Annotated in this window: 13 protein-coding genes; 9 read left to right on the top strand and 4 right to left on the bottom strand. The window is 61.3% G+C overall.

From position 1 onward, the window contains the following. Nucleotides 1–22 precede the first annotated feature (22 nt). The 6 genes from ilvB to ACIGGE_RS12810 all read left to right on the top strand — a co-directional run bounded on the left by ilvB (nt 23) and on the right by ACIGGE_RS12810 (nt 5,636). A complete protein-coding gene (ilvB, locus tag ACIGGE_RS12835; protein ID WP_397490646.1) occupies nt 23–1,774 on the top strand; it encodes a biosynthetic-type acetolactate synthase large subunit in 1,752 nt (583 codons plus the stop codon). After that, complete coding sequence (locus ACIGGE_RS12830) at nt 1,774–2,073, top strand: hypothetical protein (RefSeq protein WP_103023380.1); 300 nt, start codon at nt 1,774–1,776, stop codon at nt 2,071–2,073. Before ilvB ends, ACIGGE_RS12830 begins: the two co-directional genes overlap by 1 nt. Beyond that, a complete protein-coding gene (gene ilvN / locus ACIGGE_RS12825) occupies nt 2,070–2,585 on the top strand; it encodes an acetolactate synthase small subunit (RefSeq protein ID WP_103023379.1) in 516 nt (171 codons plus the stop codon). The genes ACIGGE_RS12830 and ilvN overlap by 4 nt, the downstream gene beginning before the upstream one ends. Nucleotides 2,586–2,610: 25 nt before the next feature. Next, nucleotides 2,611–3,645 (top strand): ketol-acid reductoisomerase, encoded by a 1,035-nt coding sequence (ilvC, locus tag ACIGGE_RS12820; RefSeq protein WP_103023378.1) that lies wholly within the window; start codon nt 2,611–2,613, stop codon nt 3,643–3,645. A gap of 109 nt (nt 3,646–3,754) precedes the next feature. Then, nucleotides 3,755–4,411, top strand: coding sequence for a YceI family protein (locus ACIGGE_RS12815; protein WP_301642753.1), 657 nt, complete (start codon nt 3,755–3,757; stop codon nt 4,409–4,411). Between the two features lie 76 nt (nt 4,412–4,487). Next, nucleotides 4,488–5,636: an alpha-hydroxy acid oxidase gene (locus tag ACIGGE_RS12810; RefSeq protein ID WP_397490644.1), complete on the top strand. Its 1,149-nt coding sequence runs from the start codon at nt 4,488–4,490 to the stop codon at nt 5,634–5,636. Here the strand turns inward: ACIGGE_RS12810 and ACIGGE_RS12805 are convergent. Continuing rightward, complete coding sequence (locus tag ACIGGE_RS12805) at nt 5,633–6,055, bottom strand: PaaI family thioesterase (RefSeq protein WP_397490643.1); 423 nt, start codon at nt 6,053–6,055, stop codon at nt 5,633–5,635. The genes ACIGGE_RS12810 and ACIGGE_RS12805 overlap by 4 nt on opposite strands. A 228-nt stretch (nt 6,056–6,283) precedes the next feature. Here ACIGGE_RS12805 and leuA point away from each other — a divergent pair, with 228 nt between their 5' ends. Beyond that, nucleotides 6,284–7,966, top strand: a complete 1,683-nt coding sequence (leuA, locus tag ACIGGE_RS12800) for a 2-isopropylmalate synthase (RefSeq protein WP_397490642.1) — start codon at nt 6,284–6,286, stop codon at nt 7,964–7,966. Here the strand turns inward: leuA and ACIGGE_RS12795 are convergent. Continuing rightward, entirely contained in the window at nt 7,963–9,777 is a 1,815-nt protein-coding gene (locus ACIGGE_RS12795) for a diguanylate cyclase (RefSeq protein WP_397490641.1), read from the bottom strand. The two genes, leuA and ACIGGE_RS12795, sit on opposite strands and share 4 nt — an antisense overlap. 216 nt (nt 9,778–9,993) lie before the next feature. On the opposite strand from ACIGGE_RS12795, the gene ACIGGE_RS12790 reads away from it, so the two are divergent. Continuing rightward, entirely contained in the window at nt 9,994–11,043 is a 1,050-nt protein-coding gene (locus ACIGGE_RS12790; RefSeq protein WP_397490640.1) for an amidohydrolase family protein, read from the top strand. Nucleotides 11,044–11,123: 80 nt separating this feature from the next. Then, nucleotides 11,124–12,092, top strand: a complete 969-nt coding sequence (locus tag ACIGGE_RS12785) for a nitronate monooxygenase family protein (RefSeq protein WP_196846250.1) — start codon at nt 11,124–11,126, stop codon at nt 12,090–12,092. On the opposite strand, the gene ACIGGE_RS12780 is transcribed toward ACIGGE_RS12785, so the two are convergent. Both ACIGGE_RS12780 and ACIGGE_RS12775 read right to left on the bottom strand, forming a co-directional pair. Then, entirely contained in the window at nt 12,089–12,886 is a 798-nt protein-coding gene (locus tag ACIGGE_RS12780; RefSeq protein ID WP_397490638.1) for a hypothetical protein, read from the bottom strand. The two genes, ACIGGE_RS12785 and ACIGGE_RS12780, sit on opposite strands and share 4 nt — an antisense overlap. 25 nt (nt 12,887–12,911) lie before the next feature. Continuing rightward, on the bottom strand, nt 12,912–13,397 hold the full coding sequence (locus ACIGGE_RS12775; RefSeq protein WP_397490637.1) for a flavodoxin family protein: 486 nt from the start codon (nt 13,395–13,397) through the stop codon (nt 12,912–12,914). Between the last annotated feature and the right edge of the window lie 32 nt (nt 13,398–13,429).

Here is a 13,429-nt window from a genome sequence, read left to right as displayed (position 1 = left end):
CCCGAACGGGTCGGAGGTTGACGTGAGTATCGAGCGCAGCGGCGCAGCAATCCTGATCGAATGTCTCAAGCGGCAAGGTGTGGAATTCGTTTTCGGATACCCCGGCGGCGCGGTGCTGCCGATCTACGACGAGCTATTCGCGGACGACGGCATTCGGCATATTCTGGTACGTCACGAAGCGGGCGCCGCGCATGCTGCGGAAGGATATGCCCGTTCCACCGGCAAGCCCGGGGTCGTGCTGGTAACCAGCGGGCCGGGCGCGACCAATGCCGTAACCGGTATCGCCGACGCCTATATGGATTCGATCCCCATGGTGGTGATCACCGGACAGGTGCCCACGGCGCTGATCGGGACCGATGCCTTCCAGGAAGCGGACACGATCGGTCTGACGCGGCATTGCACCAAGCACAATTACCTCGTGAAAGACCCCGAGCGGCTGGGCGCGACCATCGAGGAAGCGTTCCGCATCGCCACATCCGGCCGCCCCGGCCCCGTGGTCGTCGATATTCCGAAGGACGTGCAGATCGCCTTGGCGAGCTGGGACGGTCAGGACGAAAGCCCCCTTCCCTCGCACCGCTATCAGCCCCGCATGGTGGGCGCGGCCGATGAAATCGCGGAAGCGGTCGAGATGCTGGCCGGGGCAGAACGCCCGGTATTCTATACCGGCGGCGGCGTGATCAATGCCGGCCCGCGGGCGACCCATTTGCTGCGCAAGCTGCAGGACATGACGGGCGCGCCGGTTACCAGCACGCTGATGGGACTGGGCGCGTTCCCCGCCGACCATCCGGACTGGCTGGGCATGCTGGGCATGCACGGAACATACGAAGCCAACATGACCATGAACCGGGCCGACCTGATCATTGCGATCGGGGCCCGCTTCGACGACCGCGTGACCGGCCGGCTGGATGCCTTCGCGCCCGAAGCGAAGAAGGTTCACATCGATATCGACCGCGCGAGCATCAACAAGATCGTCCCCGTCGATCTCGGCATCATCGGCGACTGCGCCCATGTGCTCGAACAGATCGTGGAAGCCTGGGGCAATCGCAAACCGCGGGACCTGTCCGAATGGAAGGCGCGCATCCTGGGCTGGAAAGCGCGCGATTGCCTGGCGTATCCGGAGCGCGGAAGCGACCAGATCATGCCGCAGAAGAGCATCGAGCGCCTGTTCGCGCTGACGAAGGACCGCGATCCGATCATCACCACCGAAGTGGGCCAGCACCAGATGTGGGCGGCACAGTATTTCCACTTCATGCAGCCGAACAGGTGGCTGACCAGCGGCGGTCTGGGCACGATGGGATATGGCCTGCCCGCAGCGATCGGAGCGCAACTGGGCAATCCCGACAGCCTGGTGATCGATATTGCCGGTGAAGCCAGCATCCAGATGAACATCCAGGAGCTGGGCACGGCCAGCCAGTATCGCCTGCCGGTGAAGATCTTCATCCTCAACAACGAATACATGGGCATGGTCCGCCAATGGCAGGAGCTCACCTACGAGAGCCGCTATTCCAACAGCTATTCCGACAGCCTGCCCGATTTCGTGAAACTGGCGGAAGCCTATGACTGGAAAGGCATCCGCATCGAGGATGAAAGCCAGCTGGATGCCGGCATCGAAGCCATGCTGGCGCATGATGGCCCGGTGATGGTCGATTGCCAGGTGGCCAAGGAAGCCAACTGTTTCCCGATGATCCCCAGCGGGGCGGCGCATACCGACATGCTGCTTTACGGAGACGAAGTGGGCGGCACCATGGATGATGAAGCGAAGGCGCTGGTCTGATGGGAATGCAGCAGAAAATACCGCCGCAGTTTGCGGATCGCGCAGAACGGCGCGTGTGGTTCACCCGTGACGATGCCGACCGGTTGCTGAACTGGATCGAGGATAACGGCCAGCGTTTCCTGGGCATGGAAGTTGCGGAAAAGCAGGACGACGAAGCCTGGGTCCTGCTGCCCGACACGCTCGACCTCAGCCGCCAGACGGATAATTTCGAAGCCGTGCGGCGCGGCCGCGATTTCCTGCGCGACTACGACGGCGAAGGGCGCATGTTCGAACCCCTGTGGCAGGATCGCGAACAATGAAGATCGCCATGCAGGCCGCCGAGCGGCACGTTCTCAATGTCATCGTCGACAACGAGCCGGGTATCCTGGCCAAGATCACGGGCATGTTCACCGCGCGCGGGTACAATATCGACAGCCTGACCGTGGCCGACATTTCGGAAGACCATGCGATCAGCCGGATCACCATCGTCACTAACGGTCCCGAGCCGGTGATCGACCAGATCCGCGCCCAGCTGGAACGGCTGGTGCCGGTGCACAAGGTGATCGACCTGACGGAAAGCGGCGCCCATGTGGAACGCGAACTGGCGCTGGTGAAGGTTGCGGGCAAAGGCGACAACCGTGTGGAAGCGCTGCGCATTGCCGAACTGTTCCGCGCCAATGTGGTGGATACCACGACCAGCAGCTTCGTCTTCGAACTCACGGGTTCGCCCGACAAGATCAACAGCTTCATCGCTCTCATGCGCGAACTCGGCCTCGTCGAGGTCGGCCGTTCAGGGATCGTGGGCATGATGCGCGGTCCCGCACAGGACTGACGCCAAAGTTTTCAAGAGGAATCCAATGCAAGTTTATTACGATACCGATTGCGACACGAACCTGATCAAGGACAAGAAGGTCGCCATTGTGGGCTATGGCAGCCAGGGGCATGCCCATGCGCAGAACCTGCGTGACAGCGGTGTCGGCGAAGTCGTCATCGCGCTGCGCGAAGGATCCGCGACGGCGAAAAAGGCGATGAGCGCAGGATTCACGGTGAAGACGGTATCCGAGGCTGCGGAATGGGCCGATGTGCTGATGATCCTTGCCCCGGACGAGCATCAGGCCGCAATCTACGCCAACGAGGTCGCAGGCAAGATGAAGCCGGGCAGCGCGCTGGCCTTCGCCCACGGGCTCAACATCCATTTCGGCCTGATCGATCCCCCGGCCGACGTAGACGTGATCATGATCGCGCCCAAGGGCCCGGGTCACACCGTGCGCGGCGAATACATCAAGGGCGGCGGCGTGCCCTGCCTGATCGCGGTGCATCAGGAAAGCGAACAGTCGGGCGGCCAGGGTTATGCCAAGCAGCTCGCCCTGTCCTATGCCAGTGCCGTGGGCGGCGGGCGTTCGGGCATCATCGAAACCGACTTCAAGGAAGAATGCGAGACCGACCTGTTCGGCGAACAGGCGGTACTATGCGGCGGGATCACGCACCTGATCCAGGCGGGTTTCGAAACGCTGGTGGAAGCGGGATATGCGCCCGAGATGGCCTATTTCGAATGCCTGCACGAAACCAAGCTGATCGTCGATCTGCTGTACGAAGGCGGCATCGCCAACATGCGCTATTCGATCAGCAACACGGCCGAATACGGCGACATCAAGACCGGTCCGCGTATCATCACGGACGAAACGAAGGCCGAGATGAAGCGGGTGCTGAAGGATATCCAGTCCGGCCGGTTCGTGAAGGATTTCGTGCTCGACAATCAGGCCGGGCAGCCCGAACTCAAGGCAAGCCGCAAGGCCGCCGAAGCGCATCCGATCGAGCAGACCGGGGCGCAGCTTCGCGCCATGATGCCGTGGATCGGGGCGAACAAGCTGGTCGACAAGGACAAGAACTGAGGGATCGGGCGCAAGCGGGGCGCTGCGGGGTTACCCCCGTGTGCCTTCTTGCGCCCTTCCCACGCGATGCGCACACTCCGGCCCGGATCTGCAACAGGAGACTGCATCAATGACTTTCCCCATCAAACTGCGCCACGCATTACCGCTTGCCGGCGGCCTTGCCCTCGTTCTGGCCGCACCGGGTTTTGCCGACGATGCCCCCGCCATCCCCGGCCAGGTCGATGTCTCGCGCGTCACGGCCGGCACCTATGCGACCGATCCCGGACACACGCTGGTAAGCTGGCGGCTCAACCACTTTGGCTTCAACGACTATTTCGGCCTGTTCGGCGACATCGAGGGGACGCTGCAGCTGGACCCGGCGAACCCTGAAGCCGCCAGCCTCGACGTGACCATCCCGATCGCGGACGTGACCGTCGCATCCGCGGGCCTCAAGGACCACCTGCTCAGAGCGGGCAAGGACGGCGGCGAACCCGATTTCTTCGGCCCCAACCCGGATGCCGCGCGCTTCGTTTCGACATCGGTCACACGCTCTGGCGAAACGGGCGCCAGCATCGTCGGCGACCTGACCATGAACGGCGTCACCCGGCCCGTCACGATCGCTGCCGAATTCACCGGCGCAGGCGCCAACCCCATGAGCAAGAAGGAAACGATCGGCTTCGAGGGCACCACGACGATCAACCGCAGCGAGTTCGGCCTGTCGACCTTCGTGCCGATGGTATCGGACGAGGTCGAACTGACGATCAGCGCCGCGTTCGAAAAACAATGAAAGACAGGCGCGTCCATGGCACCGGGTCATGGACGCGCCCGCTTGCCCGCCGCACTAGCCGAGCCGATCGATCGTCATGAAGCTTCGCGATTGTCATAATATCGGCGATTTCAGGGCGCTTGCCGAGCGGCGTCTGCCCTGGCCGGTGTTCGATTATATCGACGGTGCGGCCGACGATGAAATCACCAAGGCGCGCAACACCAGCGCCTTCGGCGATGTCGATCTGGTGCCCGATGTGCTGGCGGGCGTGGGCGAAATCGACACCTCCTGCACGATCATGGGGCGCAGGAGTACCCTTCCCCTCATGCTGAGCCCAACCGCGCTGCAGCGCGCGTTTCACCGCGATGGAGAACGCGCGGTCGCATTGGCGGCGGAGAAATTCGGCGTGTGGTTCGGGATATCCAGCCTTGCCACACACTCCATCGAAGAGATCGCAGCGCTGACGAGCGGGCCCAAGCTGTTCCAGCTCTACGTTCACAAGGACAAGGGGCTGAACGCCAGCATGATCGAGCGCTGCCAGGCGGCGAAGTTCGATGCGCTGGCGCTGACCGTAGATACCATCGTGTCCGGCAAACGCGAGCGGTGCCTGCGATCAGGCTTCACCACGCCGCCTCGTTTCACCCCGAGCGCGCTGTGGAGTTACGCCACGCGCCCGCGCTGGACGATGGATTACGTCTTCGGTCCGAAATTCCGCCTGCCCAATCTCGACGGCTATGTGCAGGAAGGTACAGGCAGGCCCGTAAGCATCCAGGATTATTTCAACACCATGCTCGATACGAACATGGACTGGGATACCGCCGCGCGCATCCGGCAGGATTGGGGCGGCCCCTTCGCGCTCAAGGGTATCATGAGCGTTGCCGACGCGCGGCGGGCGGTTGAAATCGGCGCCGATGCGATCATAATTTCCAATCATGGCGGTCGGCAGCTCGACGGCAGTCGCGCGCCGTTCGACCAGCTTCGCGAAATCGTCGACGCGGTCGGCGGCGAGATCGAGATCATTCTCGATGGCGGGGTCCGGCGCGGGACGCACGTTCTCAAAAGCGTGGCGGCTGGCGCAACCGCCGCATCTGGCGGGCGGCTTTATCTCTACGCACTGGCGGCCGCGGGTCAGGCTGGTGTGGAGCGTGCGGTGAACATCCTCAAGGAAGAGATCGAGCGGGGGATGCAGCTGATGGGCGTCACGTCGCTCTCGCAACTGACGCCGGACAGGCTGCGCTGGCGCTAACCTCCCGTCGCTTTCTTCGATGCTGCCACCACGCGGGTCATATCCGCCAGAAGGATCGTGCTGGTAGCCTTGGCCAACACGGTCCCATCCGCTTGCTTCAAATGCCCTTCGTAGAAACTTGTGCGCTTGCCGTGGCGCTCGACCCAGGCCTCGGCAATGACCAGGCCAGGCCGCGTCGGCGCGAAAAAGCTGACCTTGAGTTCGAGCGTCATCGGCACGAGCCCCGGCCCGTTCTTCGCGATGGCAGCATGCGCCATGGCCGCATCGATCCACCCGCTAATGAAGCCACCCTGCACTACACCGCCTGAATGGCATTGCTCCCGCTTCGCTTCGTATTCGAGAGTTGCCCGCCCTTCAGGATCGGTTTCGACGATGCGCACCAGCCCCATCGTTTCATATAGCGAATGCGCTTCGGCCATTGTCTTTCCTTGTGGATGGGAAATATAATTTCTCGGGATGCCCAAGACTGTTTTTCTTTACAACCCATACATCCTTTCGCATAGCGATGCGCATGAACGGCGCACTCGGCCTTATTCTGCGACTTACACGCCCTTGGGCGTGACAGCTTGCGTGCCTGCCCGGGTGCGCTGAGCGCCCAAGGGACGAAGTTTCACCCGCAAGTTTCCGCAAGATCCGAGATTTTCCAGATGTCCATGCTCCGCGACCCGAGCACCAAATATTCGCCCTTTCCGCAGGTCCCTCTGACCGACCGGCAATGGCCGACGCGCACCATAACGGCCCCACCCCGTTGGCTTTCGACCGATCTGCGCGACGGTAATCAGGCCATCGTCGACCCCATGGACGCGCACAAGAAAACCCGCTTTTTCGATCTGCTCGTCGACGTTGGCGTGAAGGAAATCGAAGTCGGGTTCCCCAGCGCAGGCGCGACCGAGTTCGATTTCATTTCCGGCCTCGTGAAGTCGGGCCGGATCCCCGACGACGTGATGGTTCAGGTACTGACGCAAAGCCGGGAAGACCTGATCCGAACCAGCTTTGCCAGCCTGTCCGGCGCGCGGGCGGCGATTGTCCACCTGTACAATGCCGTCAGCCCCGCTTGGCGCGAAGTGGTGTTCAACATGACCCGCGATCAGGTGCGGGACATCGCGGTTCAAGGCGCAAAGGTGATGCGCGATGAGGCAGGTCGTCAACCGAATACGGATTGGCATTTTCAGTACAGTCCGGAAACCTTCTCGACTGCCGAACTCGATTTCAGTCTCGAGGTTTGTGAAGCGGTTATGGATGTACTGGCCCCGACGCCGGACCATCCCATCATCCTCAACCTACCTGCAACAGTCGAAGCGGCCACCCCGAACATCTACGCCGACCAGGTCGAATATTTCATCCGCAACCTGCCCAATCGCGAAAGTGCGGTGATCTCTCTTCACACGCATAACGATCGCGGCACCGGCGTTGCGGCAGCCGAGCTGGCACTGATGGCAGGCGCAGACCGGGTCGAAGGATGCCTGTTCGGGAACGGAGAACGCACCGGCAATTGCTGCCTCGTGACAATGGCGCTGAACATGTACACGCAGGGCGTCGATCCCAAGCTCGACTTTTCAGACATCGACGGCGTTATCGAGACCGTCGAATATTGCAACGAACTGCCCGTTCATCAGCGCCATCCCTATGGCGGGGAACTGGTCTATACCGCCTTTTCCGGCAGTCATCAGGACGCCATCAAGAAAGGGTTCGCAGCGCTCGAAACGCAAAACGATCCGCATTGGCGCGTGCCATACCTGCCGATAGATCCCGCCGATCTGGGCCGCAGCTACGAAGCCGTAATCCGCGTAAATTCGCAATCCGGCAAAGGCGGGTTTGCCTGGGTCCTGGAACAGGATCAGGGTCTCAAGCTGCCCAAGAAGATGCAGGCCGATTTCAGCCCGCATGTGCAACGCATGGCGGACCGTCTGGGGCGCGAACTCAATGCCGCCGACATCTGGGAGGCCTTCAGGACGGCCTACCATGTCCAAACGCGCCCCAAGCATTTCCAGCTGGTCGAATACGAAGAGCGTCGGGCAAGCGATGGAACCCGCCTCTTCACAGGCACGATCGCTGTGGAAGGGCAGGAACAGACGGTGTCGGGCCGCGGCAACGGGCTTATTTCATCGGTGGTGAGCACGATCGAGGACGCTTTCGGACTGAGCCTGGAAGTCGTCGATTATACCGAACACGCGCTGACGACCGGACGCGACAGCCGTGCGGCGGCCTATCTGGAATGCCGTACTGCCGAGGGACGTACGATCTGGGGCTGCGGGATCGACGAGGACATCGCAACGGCCAGTGTCCGAGCCGTGCTCAGCGCGGCCAATTCGGCGGTTGTGCCGACCTAGCGGATAGCGCGCAAAGGCGATGCGGGCATGTCGTTCGTGCCCGCTGGCACGAAATGCCCCATGTGCTGGGCAAAGCGCAGACAATTGCGGCCGGCAGCCTTTGCCGAATAGAGCGGGCCGTCGGCCGCCTGCATGGCCATCGACGAACTGCACCGTTCTGATATCCGCGCGATACCTATGCTGGCAGTGACGTTGAAATGTCCGCCGTCATTGTCGGTCATCACGTTGCGCAGAATGGCAAGACGCAGGCGCTCGCAAATGATGGCCATGTTATCAACAGCCGAGCCGACGGCGACGAGCCCGAATTCTTCGCCGCCTATGCGAGCAAAGAGGCAATCGTCGCTCGCACTGTCACGCATGATTCCTGCGACCTGCTGCAGCACTTTGTCTCCCACCGCATGTCCATAGGAATCGTTGATCGCCTTGAAGTGATCGAGATCGATCAGGGCAAACCCGAACGGCCTTTCGTCGGCAAATTCGAGCTGCTCTTCCAGCACGCCGAGAAGGGCCCGGCGATTGGGCAGACCTGTCAGCACATCGGTTCGCGCTTCCCGAGATATCTGGATTTCAGCGAGCTTGCGCTCGGTGACGTCGCGAATCGTCACGACAAAGGTCGGCGCCTGCTTCCTTGCAGGTTCGATGGCCCGCAATTTCGCTTCGAGCCAGCGCGTCTGTCCACCCCGCTCGACCGAGCGTTCGATGATTTCGGTCTGGCCTGGACATCTGGCAGCCAAAGCGAGCGCATCGACGACAATTTTGCGGTCGAACGTACCGAAGAACGCCGCGAGATGCCGACCTTCGACCGCGTCGTGCCCGCTCAGACGTGTCGAGGCCGGCGATGCGAAACGGATCGTTCCGCTTTCATCCAGATGGAGAAGAGCATCGTCGGAATGATCGGCAATCAACCGTTGCATTGCTTCCCGGTTGACCAGTTCCTGCATGAACCGCTGTCGCTGCTTGAGCGCCACGGCCATGGGAAACGATATCAGCAGCAGTACGCTGAGGTAGAACTGAACGAACAGGACCTTCTGCCACAGTTCGAGGTGGAGTTCGGCAAAGACACCGACATCCAGCCCGAGCGTCACGGCCGAAAATGCCGTTATGATCAGGACGGTGATCGATGCACCGAAGCGGCCGAAATGGTAGCTTGCCAGTACCAGCGGTACGATCGGCAAAAACAGCGACGGCAATGTCGACTGGAGAAGCGCACAGGCTGAAATTGCCAGGGTTAGCAGGACGACGGCGAAGAAGGAGAACACCTTCCCGACTTCTCTGACTCGCATGACCAAAGGTTCGCGATATGACGTCAGCAGCAGGGCAAGTGGCATTACCAGCAGGGTGCCGAGGCCATGGCCCACCAGCCATGAGAAAGTGTGAAATTGCGCGCTTCCACCTACGATCTGCGTGACCAGCAGCCCACCGGGAATGGCCGCCGCAAACGGGCCCACCACACCTGCCAGCAGGCCGAGCCACACAATCCCGCGCTCGCTTTCGATATAGTCGCGTTCCGGCCGGATCCGCACGAGCAGCCAGGCAATGAACCAGGCTTCGAACACATTGATCAGCGCGAGGGGAAAAGCCCAGACAGGTCCGAACCCGAAGAGGCTGGTCGCGACTGTGCTCATCAAGGTGAGAAAGGCAGCGGCCCGGAAGTGTTGGGCGCGCGGCAGGGCCAGGAACAGCGCCGAAGCGATTGCCGTTCCCAGCCACACGAAGGCCAGGCCACCCGTGAAACGGGTCCAGAAAATCGTGCAGCAGGTAACGGCAAGAAAGAGCGTTCCGTAGGCCACGATACGCATCGCGGCGCGCATAGTTCGATCCGCAATCGCCATGAGCGTCTGGATACAGTCCGGCAGTTAATCGCGCGAAGGGAAGCATATTGGTGAGATCACGTAGTCGGCCGCGATCCTCACTGCGGCGTCGAACCAATGGGCGAACCAATTGGACGGACTCGCCAATTTCGCTTGTCAGGGCCGTGCCTCTTCAGGTTTACATCGCTGCAAAGAACAAAAGGGAAGAGGCTGACGATGACCGAAGACATTCTTGAACCCGATCTGCCGATCATCGATCCGCATCACCATTTATGGGATTTGCGGCCCCTGATCCCGGCCTTCCCCGAACCGCGACACGATTTCATCGATGCCATCGCCGGGGCAGCTTACTACACCTTCGACGAACTGCATTCGGACACGCATAGCGGCCATAACATCATCGGCACCGTGTTCATGGAATGCGGTGCCTTTTACGATGCAAGTCGCGGCGACGCGATGAAACCCGTGGGCGAAGTCGAATTCGTGAACGGCGTGGCGGCACAGGGCGCGAGCGGGCTGTACGGCGATTACCGGCCCTGTGCCGCGATCATCGGACATGCCGACCTTACACTGGGCGAAGCTGTCAATCCGGTGATCGAAGCGCTGGTTGCAGCCGGCAACGGGAGGTTCAAGGGGATCCGCCATGCAGGCGCCTGGGATGCCGATGCAGAGGTCCTCGGACCTCCGTTTCACGCTCCGGAAGGTCTTTACGGATCGGATGCCTTTCGCGCCGGCTTTGCCGCTTATGCCGAGCACGGACTGACTTTCGATGCCTGGCTGCTCGAGCCGCAGCTCGGCGATGTGCTGGAGCTGGCAAGAGCGTTTCCCGATCAGCAGATCGTTCTCGACCATTGCGGTACGCCGCTCAACATTGCCAGCTATCGCGGCAAGCTGGACGAACGCTTCGATACGTGGCGCGCATCGATCAACGCGATTGGCGAATGCCCGAATGTCGCGGTAAAGTTGGGCGGTCTTGCCATGGCGTTTTGCGGCATGCCCGAAGACGGACCTGCAGCAGGCGATGGGTCAGAAAAACTCGCCACCATGTGGCAGCCTTATATCGAGACATGCATCGACGCTTTCGGCACAGACCGGGCGATGTTCGAATCGAATTATCCCGTCGACCGGTGGGGCGCGAGTTATCCGGTATTGTGGAATGCATTCAAACGGCTTGCGCAAGGGTACAGCGCCGAGGAAAAGCGTGCGTTGTTTGCAGGCAATGCCGCGCGCATTTACGATATCGAGCACATTCTTCCCGCCGCTTGACGTTTACGTAACGTCACCCTCGACAACGGGACGAAGCCGCCATAACCCCTCCTCGATCACACGAGAGAGGACCTACCGCCATGACCCTGCCCGCCCCCTTCGACAAGCTGCGCCTGCCGGTCATCGGCTCGCCGCTCTTCATCGTATCGGGTCCGGAACTGGTCATCGCGCAGTGCAAGGCGGGGATCATCGGGTCTTTCCCCGCGCTCAATGCGCGCCCGCAAACCCAGGTCGACGAATGGCTGCATCAGATCACCGAAGAACTGGCCGCACATAATCGCGACAATCCCGATCGTCCGGCGGCGCCCTATGCCGTCAACCAGATCGTGCACAAGTCGAACGACCGGCTCGAAGCGGACATGGCGACTTGCGCGAAATGGCAGGTACCTTTGGTCATCACCTCGCTCGGCGCGCGCGAAGAGGTGTTCAGCGCCGTCAAAGGCTGGGGCGGCATTTCCATGCACGACGTCATCAACGACCGGTTTGCGCGCAAGGCTATCGAAAAGGGTGCCAGCGGCCTCATCCCCGTGGCAGCGGGCGCAGGCGGCCATGCAGGTGTCCTCAGCCCGTTCGCGCTGATGCAGGAAATCCGCGAATGGTTCGACGGGCTGGTGGCCCTGTCTGGCTCGATCGCGCATGGGCGCTCGATCCTAGCGGCCCAGGCGCTGGGCGCGAACTTCGCTTATATCGGATCGCCCTGGATTGCCGCCACCGAAGCCAATGCCGACGAACGCTACAAGCAGGCGATTGTCGAAGGTCGCGCCGACGGCATCGTTTATACGAACCTGTTTACCGGTGTGCATGGAAACTATCTGCGCTCGAGCATCGAAGGCGCCGGCCTCGATCCGGAAAATCTCCCGGTCAGCGATCCGAGCAAGATGAACTTCGGCAGCGGCGGCAATACCAAGGCCAAGGCCTGGAAAGACATATGGGGTTCGGGTCAGGGCATCGGAACGGTCACGAAAAGTGCGCCGGTCGAAGAAACCGTCTCCCGGCTTGAACGCGAGTATCAGGCGGCCAAGACGGAACTGGCGAAAACTATCGGCTAACGGGCGCGCGCCGCATTTGCCAGTTCGGCAGATTTGAGTGCTGGTCGGACGCCAATGGTTGCCGTCCGATCATCCGGTTCAAGTCGGATTAGGCAGCCATCCTCCAGCCAGCGGTCTTCCGCAACATCGGGGGCGCCGTAGCCTGCCAGATCGTGGGCGATGCTCGCTGCCATACGCATGGCAGCGGCTTCGTCATTGCAAAGATCTTTGTCGATGACGAGCTCCCTGCCGAACAGGAATGCCAGTCCGTCGGTTCTCCACGTACCGTCCGCATCGCTGTAAAGCCCGAACAGGCCGGGCGCTGGAATTTGCCCGCCGGCCAGCCAAGCATTGACCGCATCAATGAACGTCGATGCTGCAATCGCAGTTCTGGCGGGCGTCCAGCACACGGCGCGCACCCCGTCGATGCGTTCCGCAAGCTTTACGCCGAGACTCAGCATCGTGCGGATGACGGGCAAGGCATTTGCGCCGCCTGCCAGATGCGGCGCTGGATAAAGGCTCATCGCATCACAACCCGACAGATCTTCAACGCGACAATCGAATGCATAGTGGATGCGTGGAGGAGAAATCGGAGCATCCGATGCGAGGCCATGGATATCGAATGTCAGGCCATCGACGATGACTTCCACAATTCCCGAGGCATTCAATATGCGGGGAATGCTCACATCGGCACGCGGTATATCCGCTATCATTCTATGCAGGGCGTCACGATCGGGCCGACCGCCCGGATCGAGCAGCAGCAGGAGACCCGGCAGGGTCGATTGTCCCGCTTCGTCGTAAGACGCTTCTTTCACCGCTCGATCCCCGTTCGATAAATTGTCAGAAAATACCCTGGGCGAGGCCTTCCGCCATCGCTTCGCCCAATTGCCTCGCCTGCTGGATGTCGCTTTGGACAACAGTCTTTTCGGCCAGAATTTCCTCCGGTTCCTGCGCGTCGGTATTTACGATCCAGGCCTCGGTCGCACGTTTCAGCCGCCATCCGGTTGCGATACGGTCGATCTGGCGCTGCGCCCCTTCGCCATCCGACCCGGCGGCGATGATGGTTGCATAGGGTCGCCCTTCGATCTGCCCCAAAACGGGATAATAGCAGCGATCGAACATCTCTTTCATCATGCCGCTCATGCTGGCGAGATTTTCAGGACAACAAAACAGATATCCGCCGGCAGACAGCAGGTTTGCAGGGGCGCAATCTTCTGCGCGCAGCAGCACGCCCCCCTCGCCCGCACCGTCGGCAGCCGCTCTGGCCAGTTGTTCGCTGGTGCCGGTCCGGCTGTGCCAGACGATGAGGAGGGATCCGGTAGACATTCGCACAGCATCGCCAGCGCCTGTAGATTGTC

It is taken from the genome of Qipengyuania sp. NPDC077410, assembly GCF_044543405.1.
Classification (GTDB): Bacteria; Pseudomonadota; Alphaproteobacteria; order Sphingomonadales; family Sphingomonadaceae; genus Qipengyuania; species Qipengyuania pacifica.
Note: the sequence above shows the minus strand (reverse complement) of the source record. Positions and strands in the feature narration are given on the sequence as shown.